The organism is Caballeronia arvi, assembly GCF_001544695.2.
In the GTDB taxonomy this organism is placed as follows: Bacteria; Pseudomonadota; Gammaproteobacteria; order Burkholderiales; family Burkholderiaceae; genus Caballeronia; species Caballeronia arvi.
In genome coordinates this window covers 170076-188988 of sequence record NZ_FCOM02000009.1, presented here as the reverse complement: position 1 = coordinate 188988, position 18913 = coordinate 170076, and the positions used below count along the sequence as shown (strand labels likewise).

Below are 18913 nucleotides of genomic sequence, written 5' to 3'. Positions count from 1 at the left end.
CGCCTTTGCTATACTCCGCGAATGATAGCGAAAATCAATGGCGACCGGGCGCTGGCGCTGGCTCGCAACGTAATCCAGATCGAAGCCGACGCCGTTCGCGGGCTTTCAGAACTACTCGACGAAAACTTCACGAACGCGGTCGAAACGCTGCTCGGCTGTCGCGGCCGCGTGGTCGTGTCGGGCATCGGCAAATCGGGCCATGTCGCGCGCAAGTTCGCCGCGACGCTCGCGAGCACGGGCACGCCCGCGTTCTTCGTGCATCCGGCCGAAGCGAGCCACGGCGACCTCGGCATGGTCACTGCCGACGACATTTTCATCGCGCTGTCCAACTCGGGCGAAACCGAAGAGCTCGTCGCCATTTTGCCGCTCATCAAGCGACTCGGGGCAAAGCTTATCGCGATCACCGGCCGTCCCGAATCGAGTCTCGCGCAACTGGCGGATATGCACCTGAACGCGCGCGTCGAAAAGGAAGCATGCCCGATGAATCTCGCGCCCACGGCCAGCACGACCGCCGCGATGGCGCTCGGCGACGCGCTCGCCGTCGCCGTGCTCGACGCACGCGGCTTCGGCCCCGACGACTTCGCGCGCTCGCATCCGGGCGGCGCGCTCGGCCGGCGCCTGCTGACCTATGTGCGCGACGTGATGCGCGTGGGCGACGAAGTGCCGGTCGTGTCACTGGAATCGACCGTTTCGGACGCACTCTTCCAGATCACCGACAAACGCATGGGCATGACGGCCGTCATCGACGAAAGTCGCCACGTCCACGGCATTTTCACCGACGGCGACCTGCGTCGCATCCTGCAGCGCGACGGCGATTTCCGCGCACTGAAGATCGGCGACGTCATGACGCGTAATCCGCGCACGATCGCGCCGGACCATCTCGCGGTCGAAGCCGTGGAACTGATGGAGCGCCATCGCATCAATCAGATGCTGGTCGTGGACGCCGATGCCACTTTGATCGGCGCACTGAACATGCACGACCTCTTCTCCAAGAAGGTAATCTGATGGCCCAAAAGCCTCCCACCGCCGCCGAACGCGCGAGCCGGCTCAAGCTGATGGCGTTCGACGTCGACGGCGTTTTCACCGACGGCAGCCTGTACTTCAGCGTTGAGGGCGACTCGATGAAGTCGTTCAATTCGCTCGACGGCCACGGCGTGAAAATGCTGCAGTCGGTCGGCGTGCAGACGGCGATCATCACGGGGCGGCAATCCGGCATCGTCGCGGCACGGGCGCGCGAACTCGGCATCACGCATCTTTATCAGGGCGTCGAGAATAAAACCGTCGCGCTCGCCGAACTGCTGCAAGCCACCGGCATCGCCGCCGACGAATGCGGCTACATGGGCGACGACTGGCCCGACCTCGCGGTGATGCGCCGCTGCGGCTTCGCGGCCGCGCCCGCGAACGCGCATCCCGAAGTGATCCAGCGCGTGCACTGGGTCGCGGAAGCGCGCGGCGGCCACGGCGCGGTGCGCGAAGTGTGCGACGCGATCCTGCGCGCGCAGCATCGCTACGACGCGCTGCTCGCCGCAGCGCTCGGAGGCTGAGCGCATGCACCGTCCAGGCCGCCTCGCCTCGCTGCTGCCGCTCCTCGCGATGGCGGCGCTTGCGGGCATCACCTACTGGCTCTTGCAGGCCACGCTGCCGCCGGCCCAGCAGGCGCCGGCGGCCGAAAAGCGCCACACGCCCGATTACTTCGCGAACAACTTTTCCGTGTCGGAGCTCGACGCCACCGGCACGACGCAATATCGTCTGACGGCGAAGTCGATGGTGCATTACGAAGACGATGAAATCAGCGACCTGACGCTGCCCGCGCTCCGCATGTTCCAGCCGCAAAAGCCGACCGTCACGGCGACGGCGCTGCGCGGCACGGTCAACGGCGACGTCTCGATCGTCGATCTCTATGACGACGCACGCATCCTGCGCGCGGCCGGTTACGGCGATCCGCAGATGCAGGCAGATTCCCAGCATTTTCGCGTGCTGGTGAACGACGATGTCATCGAAACGGAAAAACCGGTTAGACTTCAGCGCGGCCCGTCCGTGATGACGGCCGCTGGCATGAACTACAACAACGTGACCCGGGTAATGAAGCTATTCGGTAACGTGCGCGGCGCGATCGCCGCCACGGATATCAACGGCGGCTCGTCCAAATAATCCCGGCACTCCCATCCGAATTTTGACTGCATGAACGAAAGGTTCCCTCGTCCCGATGGCGGCCATGCGCGCGCAACGCCCGCGCGCCGCGCCACGCACGCCGCGCGGGCCGGGCTCGCTGCCGCCCTGGCCATCGCCGCCGCGTTCGTTACGCTGCCCGCGCACGCCGAGAAGGCCGACCGCGACAAGCCGCTCAACATCGAAGCGGACAACATGTCCTACGACGACCTCAACCAGAAGAACATCTTCACTGGTCACGTCGTCGCGACCAAGGGCACGATCATCATCAAGGCGGATCGCGTGGAAGTCACGCAGGATCCGCAGGGCTATCAGTACGCGACGGGCACGTCGACCGGCAACAATCTCTCGTACTTCCGCCAGAAGCGTGACGGCGTGGACGAGTACATCGACGGCAACGCCGTGCGCATCGACTACGACGGCAAGAATGACTTCACCAAGCTCACGACGCGCGCCGTCGTGCGCCGCCTGCAAGGCCAGACGAAGGTGCAGGACGAAGTGCACGGCAGCGTGATCACCTACGACGGCCAGAAGGATTTCTACACGGCGACCGCGGGCAAGGACCAGGTCGGTCCCGGCAATCCGGGCGGCCGGGTGCGCGCTATGCTCGCACCGCGTTCGGGCGGCGCCGCGCCGCTGAACGGATCACCCGCCACGCTTTCTCCGTCGAACACCATTCAAGGACAGCCGCAGCAGTGAATTCGCCCGCCATGCCCCACCGCAAGCCGGAAGGCGAATCGAGTTCGCTCGTCGTCCGCAATCTGAAGAAGCGTTACGGGTCGCGCACCGTGGTGAAAGACGTGTCGCTCGACGTGAAGAGCGGCGAAGTGGTCGGACTGCTCGGGCCCAACGGCGCGGGCAAAACCACGTCGTTCTATATGATCGTCGGCCTCGTGCCGCTCGATGCCGGCGAGATCGATCTCGACGGCAAATCGATCAGCCTTCTGCCGATTCATCAGCGCGCGCATCTCGGTTTGTCGTATCTGCCGCAGGAAGCGTCGGTGTTCCGCAAGCTCACTGTCGAGCAAAATATCCGCGCGGTGCTGGAACTGCAGACGGACGCCTCGGGAAAACGCCTGTCTAAAGACGCCATAACCCAGCGCGCAGAAGCCTTGCTCGACGAATTGCAGATCGCGCATTTGCGCGAGAATCCGGCGTTGTCGCTGTCGGGCGGCGAGCGCCGTCGTGTGGAAATCGCGCGCGCGCTTGCGACCAACCCTAGCTTCATCCTGCTCGACGAGCCGTTCGCGGGCGTCGACCCAATCGCCGTGCTGGAAATTCAGAAGATCGTGAAGTTTCTGAAGCAGCGCAACATCGGCGTCTTGATCACCGACCATAACGTGCGCGAGACGCTCGGCATCTGCGATCATGCGTACATCATCAGCGACGGCTCCGTGCTCGCGGCCGGCGCGCCGGGCGAGATCATCGAGAACGAGAGCGTGCGGCGCGTCTATCTCGGCGAGCATTTCCGGATGTGACCGCGCTCGTGGTGTGGCGCGCATAGTGCGCCGCACCAGTCCGAACCAGCAAAACTTGCGTGCCGCCTTCCCGGGCGGCACGGCTTTTTTGGAATCCCCGCGAGGTTTCGCGCGCGTGGCAAACTCTCTACAATGATTAAAACTTTGCCATGAAAGCCAGCCTCCAACTCCGCCTCTCGCAGCATCTTGCGCTGACCCCGCAACTGCAGCAGTCGATCCGGCTGCTGCAGTTGTCTACGCTCGAACTGCAGCAGGAAGTCGCGATGGCGGTCGCCCAGAATCCGCTCCTCGAGAACGACGACGACTGGATCGCGAGCCCGCTGCGCGTCGCCGCGGACGGCTCGCTGATTGCACAGCCGGGAGCGCCGAGCGCGCCCTCCGAGCCGATGATGAACAATGGCTCGTCATCGTCGTCGTCGAGTTCCGAACGTTCGGAAAACAGCGAGCCGCAGGGCGTCGACGAATACAACGGCTTGGGTTCGGACAACAGCCAGGATTCCAGTTCATGGAATCTCGAAGACTACGGCCGCGCGAACAACGCCTCCGACGACGACGATCTCCCGCCGCTGCAGATCCACGAATCGACCACGACGCTGCGCGACCATCTGACCGCTCAGTTGCGCATGACCGCGGCGAATCAGCGGGACCGCGCGCTCGTCATTTTCCTGATCGAATCGCTGGACGAGGACGGGTATCTGACTTCATCGCTCGATGAAGTTCAAACCGATCTGCCGGAAGAGCTTGAAGTCGAGATCGACGAACTGAGCGCGGCACTCGCGTTGCTCCAGAGCTTCGATCCGCCCGGCGTCGGCGGACGGTCGGCATCGGAATGCCTGAAGCTGCAGTTGCTGCGGCTCGACGGCTCCCCCACGCGCACGCTCGCGCTCGAAATCGTCACGAATCATCTGGAACTGCTCGCGGCGCGCGACTTCACGCGTTTGCGCAAACAGTTGAAAGCCGGCGACGACGCCCTTCGGGACGCGCATCTGCTGATCAAGTCGCTGGAGCCGTTTCCGGGCGCGGCGTACGGCAAAAGCGAAGCGGATTACGTGGTGCCGGACATTCTCGTGAGAAAGTCCGCGAGCGGATGGACCGCCGAACTCAATCCCGAGATCGTGCCGAAGCTGCGCATTAATCATTTGTACGCGAACATTCTGCGCAACAATCGCGGCGATCCGGGCAGCGGGTCACTGCGTCAGCAGCTTCAGGAAGCGCGCTGGCTCATCAAGAATATTCAGCAGAGGTTTGAGACGATTCTGCGCGTCGCACAAGCGATTGTGGAGCGTCAAAAGAACTTCTTTGCACATGGCGAAATCGCCATGCGGCCCTTGGTTTTGCGGGAGATTGCTGATACGCTGGGATTACACGAGTCGACGGTTTCACGTGTGACCACAGGCAAGTACATGCTCACCCCATTCGGGACGCTTGAATTTAAGTACTTCTTTGGATCGCACGTTTCGACCGACACAGGAGGCGCGGCATCGTCCACGGCGATTCGCGCACTCATCAAGCAACTGATAGGAGCGGAAGACACCAAAACTCCTCTTTCAGACAGCCGCATCGCCGAACTGCTGGCGGAACAAGGATTCGTGGTCGCGCGGCGCACCGTCGCCAAGTACCGCGAAGCCCTCAAGATCCCGGCAGTGAATCTGCGCAAGTCTCTATGACCCGTCTCTGTAGTCCATCGCGTGTTGCGGTGGGCGTTTACCGGCCGCATTGCGAAAGCGCGGACGTGCCGGCCGATGCATCCCGTTTTTCAGTCGCGCCGGCATGACGCGCTGACGGGAAGCACAGCCGACCGGTATCGGACGAGCCGACGTGATCTCACGGCCACTAGCTTGGAGAGCAACTATGAATCTGAAGATCAGCGGACACCACCTCGAATTGACGCCTGCGTTGCGCGAGTATGTGATCACGAAGCTGGACAGGGTGCTCCGTCACTTCGATCAAGTTATCGACGGCAACGTTGTCCTCTCGGTCGACAATCATAGGGAAAAGGAAAAGAGGCAGAAGGCGGAAATCAACCTGCATCTCAAGGGCAAGGACATTTTTATCGAGAGTTGTGACGCTGATATGTACGCGGCGATCGATCTGATGGTCGACAAGCTGGACCGGCAAGTCATCAAGCACAAGGACAAGATTCAGGGCCACGCTCACGAATCGGTCAAGTACCGCGGCGAACCGCACGAAGTGGAAGCGCCGTCGCCCTGAGCGTTCGACTCGCGTGCTCACGGCCTGACCGACGGATGACAGGGAAGCCCCGCCGCCACGGACGGCGGGCATGATTCGAGGAAAACCTCGACTATCCGAAAACGGTCGACACGAGCATGCGCCCAACCGAAGCCGCCCCGACTGGCGGCTTTTTTGTTGGATTTTGGCCGTAGAGAGGTACAAGCCATTGATTTTCAGGGCTTTGTCCTGCACATTTGATCGGGAATGGTGCAATGGCGCGGCGCACCATCGGACTGTGCCCTGTTCTATAATGGTCCGGTTAATTTCGGTTATGACACGCACGCTGCAGGAAAAACGCCGCCAGCGCACTTTCGTTTCACCATCGCCGTGAGCGCTTTCAGACAGCGGCCACGATGAGGAGCTATCAGGCCACGCATCTGCCTGCCAACATGAATCGTTTAGCCAAATTTCTTCCCATCGAGAACGTGGTTCTCGGACTGCCCGTTACCAGCAAGAAACGCGTATTCGAGCAAGCGGGCCTGATTTTCGAGAACCAGAACGGCATCGCCCGCAGCACCGTCACCGACAATCTCTTCGCTCGTGAGCGCCTCGGCTCGACCGGCCTCGGCGAGGGCGTCGCCATTCCGCACGGCCGCATAAAAGGGCTGAAGCAACCGGTCGCCGCGTTCGTGCGCCTTGCCGAACCGGTCGCGTTCGAATCGCCCGACGGCCAGCCGGTCTCGCTGTTGATCTTCCTGCTCGTGCCCGAACAGGCGACGCAACAGCATCTGGAAATTCTCTCGGAGATCGCACAATTGCTCTCCGATGGCGAGGCGCGCGAGCGTCTGCACAAGGAAGAAGATCGTGAGGCGCTTTATCAAGTGCTCACGCAATGGCAACCGTGATAGCCCTGAAAACATAGCGACTTGCGCCCGCTGCTCCGGCACGCGGCGCGCCTCGCTTACGTAAAGCTTCTGGGGCACAATCGGTCAAACGCAGCGCCATGCGAAAAGAGCGAAGCAACCCGCTTCGTCTGCACGCGAAGGCTGCTCCCGGCTTCCAACGGAGTTCCGGCCTCATGGATACGTCCAGCATCAACGCCCAAAGTATTTTCGACGACAACGCCGCCGCCCTGAAGCTCAGTTGGCTCACGGGGCACGAGGGCTGGGAACGTGGTTTCTCGAGCGAGACCGTCGCAAACGCGACATCGAGCGCCGACCTCGTCGGCCACCTGAACCTGATTCACCCGAACCGTATCCAGGTGCTCGGCGACGCCGAGATCAACTACTACCAACGCCAGTCCGATGAAGACCGCTCGCGCCACATGGCGGAGCTGATCGCGCTCGAGCCGCCGTTTCTGGTCGTCGCGGGCGAAGTCGGCGCGCCGCCGGAACTCGTCCTGCGCTGCACGCGCTCGTCCACGCCGCTCTTCACGACGCGCATGTCCGCGGCCGCGGTCATCGACAGCCTGCGTGCGTACATGTCGCGCATTCTCGCGCCGCGCGCGACGCTGCACGGCGTGTTCATCGACATCCTCGGCATGGGCGTACTTTTGACCGGCGACTCGGGCCTCGGCAAGAGCGAACTCGGGCTCGAGCTCATCAGCCGCGGTCACGGTCTCGTCGCGGATGACGCAGTGGATTTCGTGCGCCTCGGCCCCGACTTCGTCGAAGGCCGCTGCCCGCCGCTGCTGCAAAACCTGCTCGAAGTGCGCGGTCTCGGCCTGCTCGACATCAAGACGATTTTCGGCGAAACCGCCGTGCGCCGGAAAATGAAGCTCAAGCTGATCGTGCAGCTCGTGCGCCGGCCGGATGGCGAATTCCAGCGCCTGCCGCTCGAAAGTCAGACCGTCGACGTGCTCGGCCTGCCGATCAGCAAAGTGACGATTCAGGTCGCGGCGGGCCGTAACCTGGCCGTGCTGGTGGAGGCCGCCGTGCGCAACACGATTCTGCAGTTGCGCGGCATCGATACTCTGCGCGACTTCATGGATCGTCAGCGCCTTGCCATGCAGGACCCCGACAGCCAGTTTCCCGGCAAGCTGATCTGAGCGCGCCGGGAGGACGTTGCGCGTATCGAATCGAATCGAGCGCAGGTGCTAAGCTAAGAGAAAGCGAACCCCGAAAACCCATGCGTATCATCCTGATCACCGGCATCTCCGGTTCCGGCAAGTCCGTTGCGCTGAACGCCCTGGAAGACGGGGGCTACTACTGCGTCGATAATCTGCCGCCGCGCTTTCTCCCCGAACTCGCCGCCTATCTTGCGAAGGAAGGCCAGACACGACTCGCCGTCGCGATCGACGCGCGCTCGAGCCTCTCGCTCGACGAAGTGCCGGCCATCATCAACACGCTTTCGCACGACTACGATCTGCGCGTGCTGTTCCTGAACGCGAGCACGCAGTCGCTGATCCAGCGCTTCTCCGAGACGCGCCGCCGCCACCCGCTCTCCGGCCCGCCGATGCGCGAGGCCGATGTCGGCGTGCTGAACTCGCTCGCCGAGGCCATCGAACGCGAGCGCGAACTGGTCGCGGGCCTCGCCGAATACGGCCATCAGATCGACACGAGCAACTTGCGTTCGAACGTGCTGCGCGCATGGGTCAAGCGCTTCGTCGAGACGGACGCCGCCGATCTCACGCTGATGTTCGAATCGTTCGGCTTCAAGCGCGGCGTGCCGCTCGACGCCGATCTCGTGTTCGACGTGCGCGCGCTGCCCAATCCGTATTACGACCGCGAGTTGCGTCCGTTCACGGGCCTCGATCAGCCGATCATCGATTTTCTGACCGCGCAACCGCTGGTCGGCGAGATGATCGACGACGTCGGCGCATTCGTCGGCAAATGGCTGCCGCGTTTTCGCGACGACAACCGTAGCTATCTCACTGTCGCGATCGGCTGCACAGGCGGCCAGCATCGCTCGGTGTTCATCGCGGAGGCGCTCGCCGCGCGCTTTTGCGAGACGGCAAATGTGATCGTGCGGCATCGTGACGCGCCCATCCCGGCTGGGTGACAGCGCGCCTCACACGCGAACCTGATCGCCGCGCCGGCGGTCCACTCTGGAGGGGCGCGATGTCCGCGAATCCCGTTTTGGCCGACTTGCCGCTGTTCCCGCTTCACACCGTGCTGTTTCCGGGCGGCCTGCTGCCGCTCAAAGTCTTCGAGGCACGCTATCTGGACATGGCGCGCGAGTGCCTGCGCGAGCAGACGCCGTTCGGCGTGTGCCTGCTGAAAAGCGGGCACGAGGTCGCGTCGCCGGGCGATCCTTCGGTGCCGGAGCACATCGGCTGTCTCGCCGAAATCTCGGAATGCGATGTCGATACCTTCGGCCTTCTACTCGTCCAGGCACGCGGGACCGAGCGCTTCAGACTGACGGATCATCGCGTGGAGCCGAGCAATCTGCTCGTCGGCACGGCGGAGTTGCTGGGCGACGATCAACCGCTGCAAGGCGCCGAGGCGCTCGCCAAGTTCGGCGCGTGCGCGGAAGTGCTTGAGCGGATCGTCGACACGATAAAGGAACGCGAGCCGCAGAACCTGCCTTTCGTCGAGCCGTTCCTATATGACGATCCGACGTGGGTGTCGAACCGCCTCGCCGAAATCCTGCCGATCCCGATGCGCGCGCGCCAGAAGCTCATGGAATTGATGGACGCGGGTGCGCGCATCGACGTGGTGCATCACTACATGCAGCACCATCAACTGCTTTAGATGAGCGGGCCGGTCAGCGCATCGATCAGCTTGCGCACCGGAGCGGGCACGCCGTAGGCATCGATGCGGGAAAGCGGCGCCCAGACCGTTTCCGTGTCCATCAACTCGCGCGGCGCGCAGCGCGCTTCAGCCAGACGCGGCTCGATATCCAGCTTGAAATGCGTGAACGCGTGCGATAGCGGCGCTAGACGCTGCAAATGCACATCGGCGCCGAGGTTCTGCGCGACTTCGACGAGCGCAGCCTCGTCCGCAGCTTCGGGCAGGCTCCACAGACCGCCCCAGATGCCGATCGACGGACGCTTCTGCAGCAGGATCGAATTGCCGTCCTTCAGAACGAGCATCCATGTCTTGCGCGTCGGCACGGCTTTCTTCGGGCGCGCAGCGGGCAATTCGCGCTGACGCCCTTCGACTTTCGCCACGCAATCCGACGCGAACGGACAACGCGCGCAATCCGGCTTGCCGCGCACGCAGAGCGTCGCGCCGAGGTCCATCAGGCCTTGCGTGTATGCGGTCACGTCTTCCTTGTTCGCGGCATCGGGAAGAAGCGATTCGGCGAGCGCCCACATCGCGTTTTCGACTTTCTTTTCGCCCGGAAAGCCTTCGACGCCGAACACACGCGCGAGCACGCGCTTCACGTTGCCATCGAGGATCGTCGCCCGCGCGCCGAACGCAAACGACGCGATCGCCGCCGCCGTCGAACGGCCGATGCCGGGCAATAGCGAGAGTTCGTCGACGGTCTGCGGGAACGTGCCGCCAAGTTCGTGCGCCACCGTCTGCGCGCATCGATGCAGATTGCGCGCGCGCGAGTAGTAGCCGAGCCCGGCCCAGAGCGCCATGACGTCGTCGATGGGCGCATCGGCGAGCGACGTCACCGTCGGAAAGCGTTCGAGAAAGCGCGCGTAGTAAGGGATGACGGTCGAGACCTGCGTCTGCTGCAGCATGATCTCCGAAAGCCAGATGCGATATGCGTCGCGCGTGTTCTGCCACGGCAGGTCGTGGCGGCCGTGAATGCGTTGCCACGCGATGAGGCGCGACGAAAAATCTGTAAGAGCGAGCATCGGAAATTAGCGCTGGCAGCGCGGACAGAAGTAAGTCGAACGCTGCCCTTGAACGATCTGTTTGATAGCGGTTCCGCAGACGTGACACGGCAGGCCCGCGCGATCATAGACGAAATAGTCGAGCTGGAAGTAGCCCGATTCGCCATTGCTGCCGACGAAGTCGCGCAGCGTGCTGCCGCCCTTCTCGATGGCGGCGGCGAGCGTCACCCGCACGGCGTCCGCAAGCAGGTCATAGCGCACGAGCGAGATGCGCCCGGCGGCGGTCGTCGGCCGGATGCCCGCGCGAAAGAGACTCTCCGACGCGTAGATATTGCCCACGCCCACGACGATTCCGCCCGCGAGCAACGCCTGCTTCACCGACACCTTGCGCCCGCGCGTCTCGCGAAACAGCAGCGCGCCGGAGAATTCCGGCGAGAAAGGCTCGACGCCTAGGCCCGCGAGCAATGGATGATCGAGCACGTCGCCGTCCGCGCGCGGATGCCAGAGGATCGCGCCGAAGCGACGCGGATCGCGAAAGCGCAGGATGAAGTCGTCGAACACGATATCGACATGATCGTGCTTCGCCGCTTCGGGCGGCTTCGGCACGTGACGCAACACGCGCAGCGTGCCGGTCATGCCGAGATGAACGATGAGCCAGCCCTCGGCGGTTTCGAACAGCAGATACTTGCCGCGCCGCTCGACTTTCTCGATCTTCTGATGATCGAGCGTCTTCGGAAGATGCTTCGGGATGGGCCAGCGCAGCGCGGGCGTGCGCACGTCGACGTGCTCGACGCGGCGTCCGGCGACATAGGGTTCGATTCCGCGGCGGGTGACTTCGACTTCCGGCAGTTCGGGCATTTTTCTGGAGAGCGTCTTGCTGGGACGAGTGTGCCGGTATTTTAGCGACCGCGTTACAATCGACCGAAACATCGTCTGGATTTCCATGAACTCGTTCGTCATGAAGCTGTTTGCGAAGCGTCGGGTCAGCTCGACGCATTCGTTCGCCGTGCCAATGTCGCGAATCGCTGGCGCCATTGCGCTCGCGATGGCCGCGCTGGCGTGCGCGCCCGCGCACGCTCAGGAACCGAACGCGACGCCCGTTCCGAGTGCCGATGAGCAGTCCGACGCACAAAGCGCGGCCGATCTGCTGACCGCGCCGGTGAGCGGCGCGGAGAAGCAGGACTTGCCGAACGTCTCGATGTCCAGCCAGATCGTGTTTCAGGTTCTGGCCGCCGAAGTCGCGTTGCAGCGCGGCCAGCCCGCGCCCGCATTCCAGACCTATCTCGCGCTCGCCCGCGACACGCACGATCCGCGTTTCGCGCAGCGTGCAACTGAAATCGCGATCGCCGCGCAAAGCCCGAACGATGCACTCACGTCGGCGCAACTCTGGCAGCAGTTCGCGCCGCATTCGGAGCGCGCGGCGCAATTGAGCGCATCGCTGCTGATCGTCGCGGGCAAGCCCGAAGACGCGAAGCCCACGCTCGAGCGTGAACTCGCCAAGGTATCGCCCGAGCAGCGCGGCGAGGCCATCCTGTCGTTGCAGACGTTGCTCGCGCGCGGACCGAATCGCATCGGCGGGCTCAACGTGCTCAAAGATCTGACGAAAAACGATCTGGACCGGCCCGAGACGCAGCTCGCGCTCGCGCGGCAACAACTGGTCGCCGATGATCCGCCGGGCGCGAAGGCATCGCTCGAAAAGGCGCTGCAACTCAAGCCGGACTATCTTCCCGCCGCGCTGACGCTCGCGCGCATGGGCCCGGACGAGCGCAAGGAAGGCATCGCCTCGTTCGAGAAATATCTCGACAAGAATCCCAAATCGCATGACGCACGGCTCGCGCTCGCGCAGTTGTATCTGTCGGCCGACAGGATTGACGATGCGCAAAAGCAGTTCGAGATCATGCGCAAGAACGATCCGAAAGACCTGACGCCGTTGATGGCGCTCGCGCTCATCAACATCCAGAAGAAGCAGTTCGACAAGGCGCAGGACTTTCTGAATCTCTACGCGAAGACGGCGGAAAGCACGCCAGGCGCGGACCCCGGCCAGGCGTACATCTATCTTGCGCAACTCGCGCTCGAGCAGAAGAACGACGCCGCCGCGAGTCAGTGGCTCGACAAGATTCCGCGCACGAGCCAGCAGTATCTGCCCGCGCAGATCACGCGCGCGCAACTGCTCGCGAAGCAAGGCAAGGTCGACGACGCCCGGGCGCTGATCGGCAGTCTGCAAAGTTCCGATCCGCGCGATCTCGCGCTGCTCGCGCGCACCGACTCGGCCATTCTCTTCGAGGCACATCGCTACAAGGAAGCCGAAGCGAATCTCGCGAAGGCCGTGGCCGCGTTCCCGGACGATCCCGACCTCATCTACGACTACGCGATGGCAGCGGAGAAGAACGGCCATTACGACGTCATGGAGGCTCAGCTGCGCACGCTCATGCGCACGCAGCCGAACAATCCGCAGGCGTACAACGCGCTCGGCTATTCGCTCGTCGATCGCAATCAACGGCTCGACGAGGCCGTGAAGCTGATCGAAAAGGCCGTGTCGCTCGCGCCCAACGACGCGTTCATCATGGACAGCCTCGGCTGGGCGCGCTTCCGTCAGGGCAATTCGGCCGAAGCGGAGAAGATTCTCAAGAACGCTTATACCCTTCAGCCGAACGCCGAAATCGGCGCGCATCTGGGCGAGGTCCAGTGGAAGTCCGGGCAGCAGGATCAGGCGCGCGCCACCTGGCGGCAGGCGCAGAAGCTCGAACCGGATAACGACACGCTCGTCAAAACGCTAAAACGACTCCAGGTAAACGACCTTTGATGGCATTCGAGTTCTTCAACGGCGCGTCGCTCCGGCGTGGCGCGCTCGGCTTCACGGCGCTCGCTGCGCTGATCCTGTCCGGTTGCGCGGTACAGCCGCGCGTACCCACGACGACGAACGCAAGCACCTCCCTCGCCACGCAGACGAGCCGCGCGTATCACGGACGTTTCGCCGTTCAGTACAACGACCAGAACGGCGTGCAGCGTAACGCATACGGCAACTTCGACTGGCAGGAAACGGGCGATACCGTCACGCTGCAACTGCGCAATCCGCTCGGCCAGACGATGGCGATCGTCACGTCGTCGCCGTCGCTCGCGACGCTCGAATTACCCAACCGGCAACCGATGAGCGCCGACAACGTATCGCAGCTCATGCAAAACACGCTCGGTTTCGCGCTGCCGGTGGAAGGCTTGCGCTACTGGCTGCAGCCGTCCGCCGCGCCGAGTTCGCGCGCGCAGACTACGCTCGATCCCGAATCGTCCAATGGCCGTCCGAAGGAAATCAAGCAGGACGGATGGACGATCGACTACCTCGCCTATGCCGATGCGCCTGCCACGGGCGTCAAGCGCGTGAATCTCGTGCGCAACGAACCGCCGCTCGACATCAAGCTCGTGCTCGATCAATAACTTTGCCGCATTCGTTTCCAAGCATCACGTATGGCCTCATCGACCGAATCGCTCCGTGACTGCCTCGCGCCCGCGAAGCTGAACCTCTTCCTGCACATCACGGGCCGCCGTCCGGATGGTTATCACTCGCTGCAGACCGTCTTCCAGTTGCTCGACTGGGGCGACCGGCTGCACTTCACGCGTCGCGACGATGGCGTCATCACGCGCAAGACGGACGTGCCAGGCGTGCCTGAAGCCGACGATCTCATCGTGCGTGCCGCGCGCCTGCTTCAGCAGCACACGGACACGAAGTTCGGCGTAGAAATCGAGATCGACAAGCACCTGCCGATGGGTGCGGGCCTCGGCGGAGGCAGTTCCGACGCGGCAACAACACTTTTAGCGCTGAATCGTCTCTGGGGTGTTGATCTTTCGCGTGAGATTCTGCAGAATCTCGGCCTGCAACTCGGCGCGGACGTGCCGTTTTTTGTCTTCGGACAAAATGCATTCGCAGAAGGTGTGGGCGAGGCGCTTCAGGCAGTCGATCTGCCGAAACGTTTCTTCCTGGTGGTAGCGCCCGATGCTCACGTCCCGACCGCGGCGATTTTCTCCGAGAAAAGCTTGACACGGAATACGAAAGTCGTCACAATGATGGACTTTCTTGCAGAGCAAAGGTCAGACACAAACTGGCCAGACAGCTTCGGTCGAAACGACATGCAGGCTGTAGTTGCAGGAAAGTACGCGGAAGTTGCAAAGGTGCTCGAGTGGTTTTCCAATCTCGCACCGGCGCGAATGACCGGATCTGGAGCAAGCGTGTTTGCTGCCTTTCAAAGCCAGGCCGAAGCGGAAATGGCGCAAGCCAAACTGCCGGCAAGCTGGAAGAGCGTGGTAACGGCAAGTCTGGATTCTCATCCTCTCTTCGCTTTCGCGTCATAGGTTTTGTTTTGCCGGGCATGTCCTACACTTCCGGCGAAACTCAAAGTTTGTGTAGGGGAGTCGCCAAGTTGGTCAAGGCACCGGATTTTGATTCCGGCATGCGAGGGTTCGAGTCCTTCCTCCCCTGCCATTTCTTTTCTCGCGTTTTTCCTCTCGTTTCCAGCCGCAGACAGGTGCACGATGAGCAGTGACGGCCTGATGGTTTTTACTGGCAACGCAAATCCCGCGCTTGCACAGGAAGTCGTCAAAATCCTTGGAATTCCTCTCGGCAAAGCGATGGTCAGCCGCTTCTCAGACGGCGAGATCATGGTCGAGATTCAGGAAAACGTTCGGGGCAAAGACGTATTCGTTCTGCAGTCCACCTGCGCTCCGACGAACGACAACCTGATGGAACTGATGATCATGGTCGATGCGCTCAAGCGCGCATCCGCAGGCCGGATCACCGCAGCTATTCCCTACTTCGGCTATGCGCGCCAGGACCGCCGTCCGCGTTCCGCGCGAGTGGCCATCTCGGCGAAGGTCGTCGCGAACATGCTGGAAATTGCCGGCGTCGATCGCGTGATCACCATGGACCTTCACGCCGACCAGATTCAAGGTTTCTTCGACATCCCTGTCGACAACATCTACGCTACGCCCGTCCTGCTCGGCGATCTGCGCAAGCAGAACCACGATCATCTGCTGGTCGTGTCGCCTGACGTCGGTGGCGTGGTGCGCGCGCGTGCGCTCGCCAAGCAGTTGAACACGGACCTCGCGATCATCGACAAGCGCCGTCCGAAGGCGAATGTCGCCGAGGTGATGAACGTCATCGGTGAAGTCGAAGACCGCACCTGCGTGATCATGGACGACATGGTCGATACCGCCGGCACGTTGTGCAAGGCGGCGCAAGTGCTGAAGGCGCGCGGTGCAAAGCAGGTTTTCGCCTACGCGACGCACCCGGTGCTGTCGGGTGGCGCGGCGGAACGCATCGCGTCGTCGGAACTCGACGAGCTCGTCGTCACGGATACCATTCCGCTGTCCGCCGAATCGCTCGCGTGCCCGAAGATTCGTCCGCTGTCGAGCGCGGGTCTGCTCGCGGAGACGTTCTCTCGAATCCGGCGCGGCGACTCGGTGATGTCGCTCTTCGCCGAAGGTTAAAAGCATTAAGCAAGAAACGCGGAGCTCGGGCTTCGCGTTTTTGCATGATCGATGCGAACGGACGAAGGTTCGCATCGTTTGTTTTGGGATCACACTTTTTCGATGATCCCGGTTTCCCTGCCTGGTCGCGGGCAGATAGAGGAGTCAAACATGAAAGTCGTCGCTTTCGAGCGTAGCAAGCAAGGTACGGGTGCGAGCCGCCGCCTGCGTAACTCGGGCAAGACCCCGGGTATCGTGTACGGCGGTGAAACGGACGTTCAACTGGTCGAACTCGACCACAACGCCCTGTGGCACGCCCTGAAGAAAGAAGTTTTCCACTCGTCGATTCTGGATCTGGAAGTGGCCGGCAAGTCGCAACAAGTTCTGCTGCGCGACGTGCAATACCACCCGTTCAAGCAGCTCGTGCTGCACGTGGACTTCCAGCGCGTCGACGCGAAGAAGAAGCTGCACACCAAGGTGCCGCTGCACTTCATGAACCAGGAAACCAACCCGGCCGTGAAGCTGTCGGGCGCGGTGATCTCGCACGTCGTGACGGAACTGGAAGTGGAATGCCTGCCGGCAGACCTGCCCGAGTTCCTCGAAATCGATCTGGCGAAGATCGAAGCCGGCCAGACGATGCACGCGAAGGACATCCAGTTGCCGAAGGGCGTGAGCCTGACGGTCTCGGTCGAAGCGGAAAACCCGGTGGTGGCATCGGCGACCGTTCCGGCTGCTGTCCAGTCGGAAGCGGGCGAAGCTGCTGAAGGCGAAACGCCGGCTGCCGAGTAAGCTGGCAGACAAGCTCGAAAATTAGCGGGCAAATAAGCACGCGGAAATACGCTATCCTCTCGATTCGTTCTCAGGAACGGTCGACGTGACCCGCCGGAGCGCAAGCCCGGCGGGTTTTTTTCGCACTAGACGAAACTGAAATGATCAAGCTGATCGTCGGCCTGGGCAATCCGGGCGCCGAATACACCGCGACGCGGCATAACGCGGGCTTCTGGTTCGTCGACCAGTTCGCACGCGACGCCGGCGCGACGCTGCGCGAAGAACGCCGCTTCCACGGCTTCTATGGCAAGGGACGCCTGCACGGTCACGAAATCCATCTGCTCGAACCGCAGACCTTCATGAACCGTTCGGGACAATCGGTGGTCGCGCTCGCGCAGTTCTTCAAGATTCTTCCCGATGAGATTCTCGTCGCGCATGACGAACTCGACCTGCCGCCCGGCACCGTAAAAATGAAGCTCGGCGGTGGCAGCGGCGGACATAACGGGCTCAAGGACATTTCCGCGCATCTGTCGTCGCAGCAATACTGGCGGTTGCGCATCGGCATCGGGCATCCGCGCGAACTGATTCCCGAAGGCGCGCGCGCCGGCGCGAAACCGGACGTCGCGAACTTCGTGCTCAAGCCGCCGCGCCGTGAGGAACAGGATGTGATCGATCAGTCGATCGAGCGCGCGCTCGCCGTGATGCCTTTCGTCGTCGCCGGCGAGACCGAGCGCGCCGTGATGAACCTGCACCGCAACTCTTGATCTGGAGTCGAAAAAAGTGAGCCGTTTCTGGAGCGATATCGTCCATCGACTGACGCCTTATGTGCCGGGCGAGCAACCCGCGCTGGCGCATCCCGTCAAGCTGAACACGAACGAAAACCCGTATCCGCCGTCGCCGCGCGTCGTCGAGGCGATTCGCCGCGAGCTCGGCGAGGATGGCGCGTCGTTGCGCAAGTATCCTGATCCGACCGCGCGCGCGCTTCGCGAAACCGTGGCGAAGCATCACGGGCTGCGCGTCGAGCAGGTGTTCGCGGGCAACGGTTCCGACGAAGTGCTCGCGCACGCGTTCCAGGCGCTCCTCAAGCACGACCAGCCGATCCGCTTTCCCGACATCACCTACAGCTTCTATCCGGTGTACGCGCAGTTGTACGGCGTCGAGTACGAGACGGTGCCGTTGAATTCCGATTTCGCCATCGATGTGGACGATTACCGCGCGCCGAACGGCGGCGTGCTGCTGCCGAATCCGAACGCACCGACGGGCCGCGCATTGCCGCTTTCGGAGATCGAGGTTCTGCTGAAGGCCAACCCGGATGCGCCTGTCATTGTCGATGAAGCGTACGTCGATTTCGGCGCCGAGTCGGCCGTGAATCTGATCGATACGTATCCGAATCTGCTCGTCGTGCAGACGACTTCGAAAGCGCGCTCGCTGGCGGGGATGCGGGTCGGCTTCGCGTTCGGCGATCCGGCGCTGATCGAAGCGCTCACGCGCGTGAAGGACAGCTTCAACTCGTATCCGCTCGATCGCCTCGCGCAAGCCGCAGCGCTGGCGTCGTATGAGGATCGGGCGTGGTTCGAGGATAGTTGCGCGAAAGTAGTGTCGAGCCGGGAAAAGCTGATCGGGCAATTGCAAGCGCTAGGCTTCGACGTCGTGCCGTCCGCGGCCAACTTCGTGTTCGCCCGACATTCTGCACACGATGCCGCGACGCTCGCGGCCGCGCTCAAGACGAGAGAGATTTTCGTGCGCCATTTCAAGCTGCCGCGCATCGATCAGCATTTGCGCATCTCGATCGGCACGCCGTCCGAATGCGACGCGCTCGTCGCGGCTCTAGGCGAGATACTGGCTTAGGAAGAACCCTTCGCCGCCATCAGTGCGTGATATTTGGCCAGCAACTGCTCGGGCGTTTCGACGTGCGCCGGGTCGCGCGGAATGCACTCGACCGGGCACACTTGCTGGCACTGCGGCTCATCGAAATGGCCGACGCATTCCGTGCATTTGTTCGGGTCGATCACGTAGATCTCGGGACCCATCGAAATGGCGTCGTTCGGGCACTCGGGCTCGCAAACGTCGCAGTTGATGCACTCGTCGGTAATGATCAGGGACATGCTTCACTCTCTTGCGCCGGTGTCGAAACCGGCATGAC

The 18913-nt window shown here is 62.6% G+C and carries 21 protein-coding genes and 1 tRNA gene; 19 read left to right on the top strand and 3 right to left on the bottom strand.

Going from position 1 to position 18913, the window contains the following annotated elements; all coding sequences use genetic code 11:
• Positions 1-21 precede the first annotated feature (21 nt).
• From kdsD to AWB74_RS13680, 11 genes are all read left to right on the top strand, one after another.
• Positions 22-1005, top strand: a complete 984-nt coding sequence (gene kdsD / locus AWB74_RS13730; RefSeq protein ID WP_061147286.1) for an arabinose 5-phosphate isomerase KdsD — start codon at positions 22-24, stop codon at positions 1003-1005.
• Positions 1005-1544, top strand: a complete 540-nt coding sequence (locus AWB74_RS13725) for a KdsC family phosphatase (protein ID WP_061147285.1) — start codon at positions 1005-1007, stop codon at positions 1542-1544. Before kdsD ends, AWB74_RS13725 begins: the two co-directional genes overlap by 1 nt.
• 4 nt (positions 1545-1548) lie before the next feature.
• Positions 1549-2151, top strand: a complete 603-nt coding sequence (lptC, locus tag AWB74_RS13720; RefSeq protein WP_061147284.1) for an LPS export ABC transporter periplasmic protein LptC — start codon at positions 1549-1551, stop codon at positions 2149-2151.
• 30 nt (positions 2152-2181) lie between these two features.
• Positions 2182-2868, top strand: coding sequence for a lipopolysaccharide transport periplasmic protein LptA (gene lptA / locus AWB74_RS13715; protein WP_061147283.1), 687 nt, complete (start codon positions 2182-2184; stop codon positions 2866-2868).
• A gap of 11 nt (positions 2869-2879) precedes the next feature.
• Entirely contained in the window at positions 2880-3647 is a 768-nt protein-coding gene (gene lptB / locus AWB74_RS13710) for an LPS export ABC transporter ATP-binding protein (RefSeq protein ID WP_087038988.1), read from the top strand.
• Between the two features lie 149 nt (positions 3648-3796).
• The gene (locus AWB74_RS13705; protein WP_061147281.1) at positions 3797-5314 is read left to right on the top strand and encodes an RNA polymerase factor sigma-54; all 1518 of its coding nucleotides are present in this window, start codon (positions 3797-3799) and stop codon (positions 5312-5314) included.
• A gap of 184 nt (positions 5315-5498) precedes the next feature.
• A complete protein-coding gene (gene hpf / locus AWB74_RS13700; RefSeq protein WP_061147280.1) occupies positions 5499-5858 on the top strand; it encodes a ribosome hibernation-promoting factor, HPF/YfiA family in 360 nt (119 codons plus the stop codon).
• A gap of 410 nt (positions 5859-6268) precedes the next feature.
• Positions 6269-6724 carry a PTS IIA-like nitrogen regulatory protein PtsN gene (gene ptsN, locus AWB74_RS13695; protein ID WP_061147339.1) on the top strand — a complete coding sequence of 152 codons (456 nt, stop codon included), beginning with the start codon at positions 6269-6271 and terminating at the stop codon, positions 6722-6724.
• Between the two features lie 173 nt (positions 6725-6897).
• Positions 6898-7866 (top strand): HPr(Ser) kinase/phosphatase, encoded by a 969-nt coding sequence (gene hprK, locus AWB74_RS13690; protein WP_008351692.1) that lies wholly within the window; start codon positions 6898-6900, stop codon positions 7864-7866.
• 80 nt (positions 7867-7946) lie between these two features.
• Entirely contained in the window at positions 7947-8819 is an 873-nt protein-coding gene (rapZ, locus tag AWB74_RS13685) for an RNase adapter RapZ (RefSeq protein ID WP_061147279.1), read from the top strand.
• 59 nt (positions 8820-8878) lie between these two features.
• Positions 8879-9511: an LON peptidase substrate-binding domain-containing protein gene (locus AWB74_RS13680; RefSeq protein WP_061147278.1), complete on the top strand. Its 633-nt coding sequence runs from the start codon at positions 8879-8881 to the stop codon at positions 9509-9511.
• Here AWB74_RS13680 and mutY read toward each other — a convergent pair.
• On the bottom strand, positions 9508-10569 hold the full coding sequence (gene mutY / locus AWB74_RS13675) for an A/G-specific adenine glycosylase (protein ID WP_061147277.1): 1062 nt from the start codon (positions 10567-10569) through the stop codon (positions 9508-9510). The two genes, AWB74_RS13680 and mutY, sit on opposite strands and share 4 nt — an antisense overlap.
• A 6-nt stretch (positions 10570-10575) precedes the next feature.
• Positions 10576-11406, bottom strand: coding sequence for a bifunctional DNA-formamidopyrimidine glycosylase/DNA-(apurinic or apyrimidinic site) lyase (gene mutM / locus AWB74_RS13670; RefSeq protein ID WP_061147276.1), 831 nt, complete (start codon positions 11404-11406; stop codon positions 10576-10578).
• A gap of 85 nt (positions 11407-11491) precedes the next feature.
• On the opposite strand from mutM, the gene AWB74_RS13665 reads away from it, so the two are divergent.
• The 8 genes from AWB74_RS13665 (at position 11492) to hisC (ending at position 18618) form a co-directional block, all read left to right on the top strand.
• Positions 11492-13351, top strand: coding sequence for a tetratricopeptide repeat protein (locus AWB74_RS13665; RefSeq protein ID WP_061147275.1), 1860 nt, complete (start codon positions 11492-11494; stop codon positions 13349-13351).
• A complete protein-coding gene (lolB, locus tag AWB74_RS13660) occupies positions 13351-13977 on the top strand; it encodes a lipoprotein insertase outer membrane protein LolB (protein WP_061122388.1) in 627 nt (208 codons plus the stop codon). Before AWB74_RS13665 ends, lolB begins: the two co-directional genes overlap by 1 nt.
• Before the next feature lie 30 nt (positions 13978-14007).
• Positions 14008-14889, top strand: coding sequence for a 4-(cytidine 5'-diphospho)-2-C-methyl-D-erythritol kinase (ispE, locus tag AWB74_RS13655; protein WP_061147274.1), 882 nt, complete (start codon positions 14008-14010; stop codon positions 14887-14889).
• A 53-nt stretch (positions 14890-14942) separates the two neighbouring features.
• Positions 14943-15019, top strand: a tRNA-Gln gene (locus AWB74_RS13650).
• Between the two features lie 50 nt (positions 15020-15069).
• Positions 15070-16023 carry a ribose-phosphate pyrophosphokinase gene (locus AWB74_RS13645; protein WP_061122386.1) on the top strand — a complete coding sequence of 318 codons (954 nt, stop codon included), beginning with the start codon at positions 15070-15072 and terminating at the stop codon, positions 16021-16023.
• A gap of 150 nt (positions 16024-16173) precedes the next feature.
• Positions 16174-16791 (top strand): 50S ribosomal protein L25/general stress protein Ctc, encoded by a 618-nt coding sequence (locus AWB74_RS13640; protein WP_061147273.1) that lies wholly within the window; start codon positions 16174-16176, stop codon positions 16789-16791.
• Between the two features lie 140 nt (positions 16792-16931).
• On the top strand, positions 16932-17534 hold the full coding sequence (gene pth, locus AWB74_RS13635) for an aminoacyl-tRNA hydrolase (protein WP_061122384.1): 603 nt from the start codon (positions 16932-16934) through the stop codon (positions 17532-17534).
• Positions 17535-17550: 16 nt separating this feature from the next.
• Positions 17551-18618, top strand: a complete 1068-nt coding sequence (hisC, locus tag AWB74_RS13630) for a histidinol-phosphate transaminase (RefSeq protein ID WP_061147272.1) — start codon at positions 17551-17553, stop codon at positions 18616-18618.
• On the opposite strand, the gene AWB74_RS13625 is transcribed toward hisC, so the two are convergent.
• Positions 18615-18875, bottom strand: coding sequence for a YfhL family 4Fe-4S dicluster ferredoxin (locus AWB74_RS13625; protein WP_061147271.1), 261 nt, complete (start codon positions 18873-18875; stop codon positions 18615-18617). The two genes, hisC and AWB74_RS13625, sit on opposite strands and share 4 nt — an antisense overlap.
• Positions 18876-18913 lie beyond the last annotated feature (38 nt).

Excerpts from the sequence above, each read along its gene's own strand:
- kdsD (WP_061147286.1), top strand. The coding sequence starts at position 22 with ATGATAGCGAAAATCAATGGCGACCGGGCGCTGGCGCTGGCTCGCAAC.
- AWB74_RS13725 (WP_061147285.1), top strand. The coding sequence starts at position 1,005 with ATGGCCCAAAAGCCTCCCACCGCCGCCGAACGCGCGAGCCGGCTCAAG.
- lptC (WP_061147284.1), top strand. The coding sequence starts at position 1,549 with ATGCACCGTCCAGGCCGCCTCGCCTCGCTGCTGCCGCTCCTCGCGATG.
- lptA (WP_061147283.1), top strand. The coding sequence starts at position 2,182 with ATGAACGAAAGGTTCCCTCGTCCCGATGGCGGCCATGCGCGCGCAACG.
- lptB (WP_087038988.1), top strand. The coding sequence starts at position 2,880 with ATGCCCCACCGCAAGCCGGAAGGCGAATCGAGTTCGCTCGTCGTCCGC.
- AWB74_RS13705 (WP_061147281.1), top strand. The coding sequence starts at position 3,797 with ATGAAAGCCAGCCTCCAACTCCGCCTCTCGCAGCATCTTGCGCTGACC.
- hpf (WP_061147280.1), top strand. The coding sequence starts at position 5,499 with ATGAATCTGAAGATCAGCGGACACCACCTCGAATTGACGCCTGCGTTG.
- ptsN (WP_061147339.1), top strand. The coding sequence starts at position 6,269 with ATGAATCGTTTAGCCAAATTTCTTCCCATCGAGAACGTGGTTCTCGGA.
- hprK (WP_008351692.1), top strand. The coding sequence starts at position 6,898 with ATGGATACGTCCAGCATCAACGCCCAAAGTATTTTCGACGACAACGCC.
- rapZ (WP_061147279.1), top strand. The coding sequence starts at position 7,947 with ATGCGTATCATCCTGATCACCGGCATCTCCGGTTCCGGCAAGTCCGTT.
- AWB74_RS13680 (WP_061147278.1), top strand. The coding sequence starts at position 8,879 with ATGTCCGCGAATCCCGTTTTGGCCGACTTGCCGCTGTTCCCGCTTCAC.
- mutY (WP_061147277.1), bottom strand. The coding sequence starts at position 10,569 with ATGCTCGCTCTTACAGATTTTTCGTCGCGCCTCATCGCGTGGCAACGC.
- mutM (WP_061147276.1), bottom strand. The coding sequence starts at position 11,406 with ATGCCCGAACTGCCGGAAGTCGAAGTCACCCGCCGCGGAATCGAACCC.
- AWB74_RS13665 (WP_061147275.1), top strand. The coding sequence starts at position 11,492 with ATGAACTCGTTCGTCATGAAGCTGTTTGCGAAGCGTCGGGTCAGCTCG.
- lolB (WP_061122388.1), top strand. The coding sequence starts at position 13,351 with ATGGCATTCGAGTTCTTCAACGGCGCGTCGCTCCGGCGTGGCGCGCTC.
- ispE (WP_061147274.1), top strand. The coding sequence starts at position 14,008 with ATGGCCTCATCGACCGAATCGCTCCGTGACTGCCTCGCGCCCGCGAAG.
- AWB74_RS13645 (WP_061122386.1), top strand. The coding sequence starts at position 15,070 with ATGAGCAGTGACGGCCTGATGGTTTTTACTGGCAACGCAAATCCCGCG.
- AWB74_RS13640 (WP_061147273.1), top strand. The coding sequence starts at position 16,174 with ATGAAAGTCGTCGCTTTCGAGCGTAGCAAGCAAGGTACGGGTGCGAGC.
- pth (WP_061122384.1), top strand. The coding sequence starts at position 16,932 with ATGATCAAGCTGATCGTCGGCCTGGGCAATCCGGGCGCCGAATACACC.
- AWB74_RS13625 (WP_061147271.1), bottom strand. The coding sequence starts at position 18,875 with ATGTCCCTGATCATTACCGACGAGTGCATCAACTGCGACGTTTGCGAG.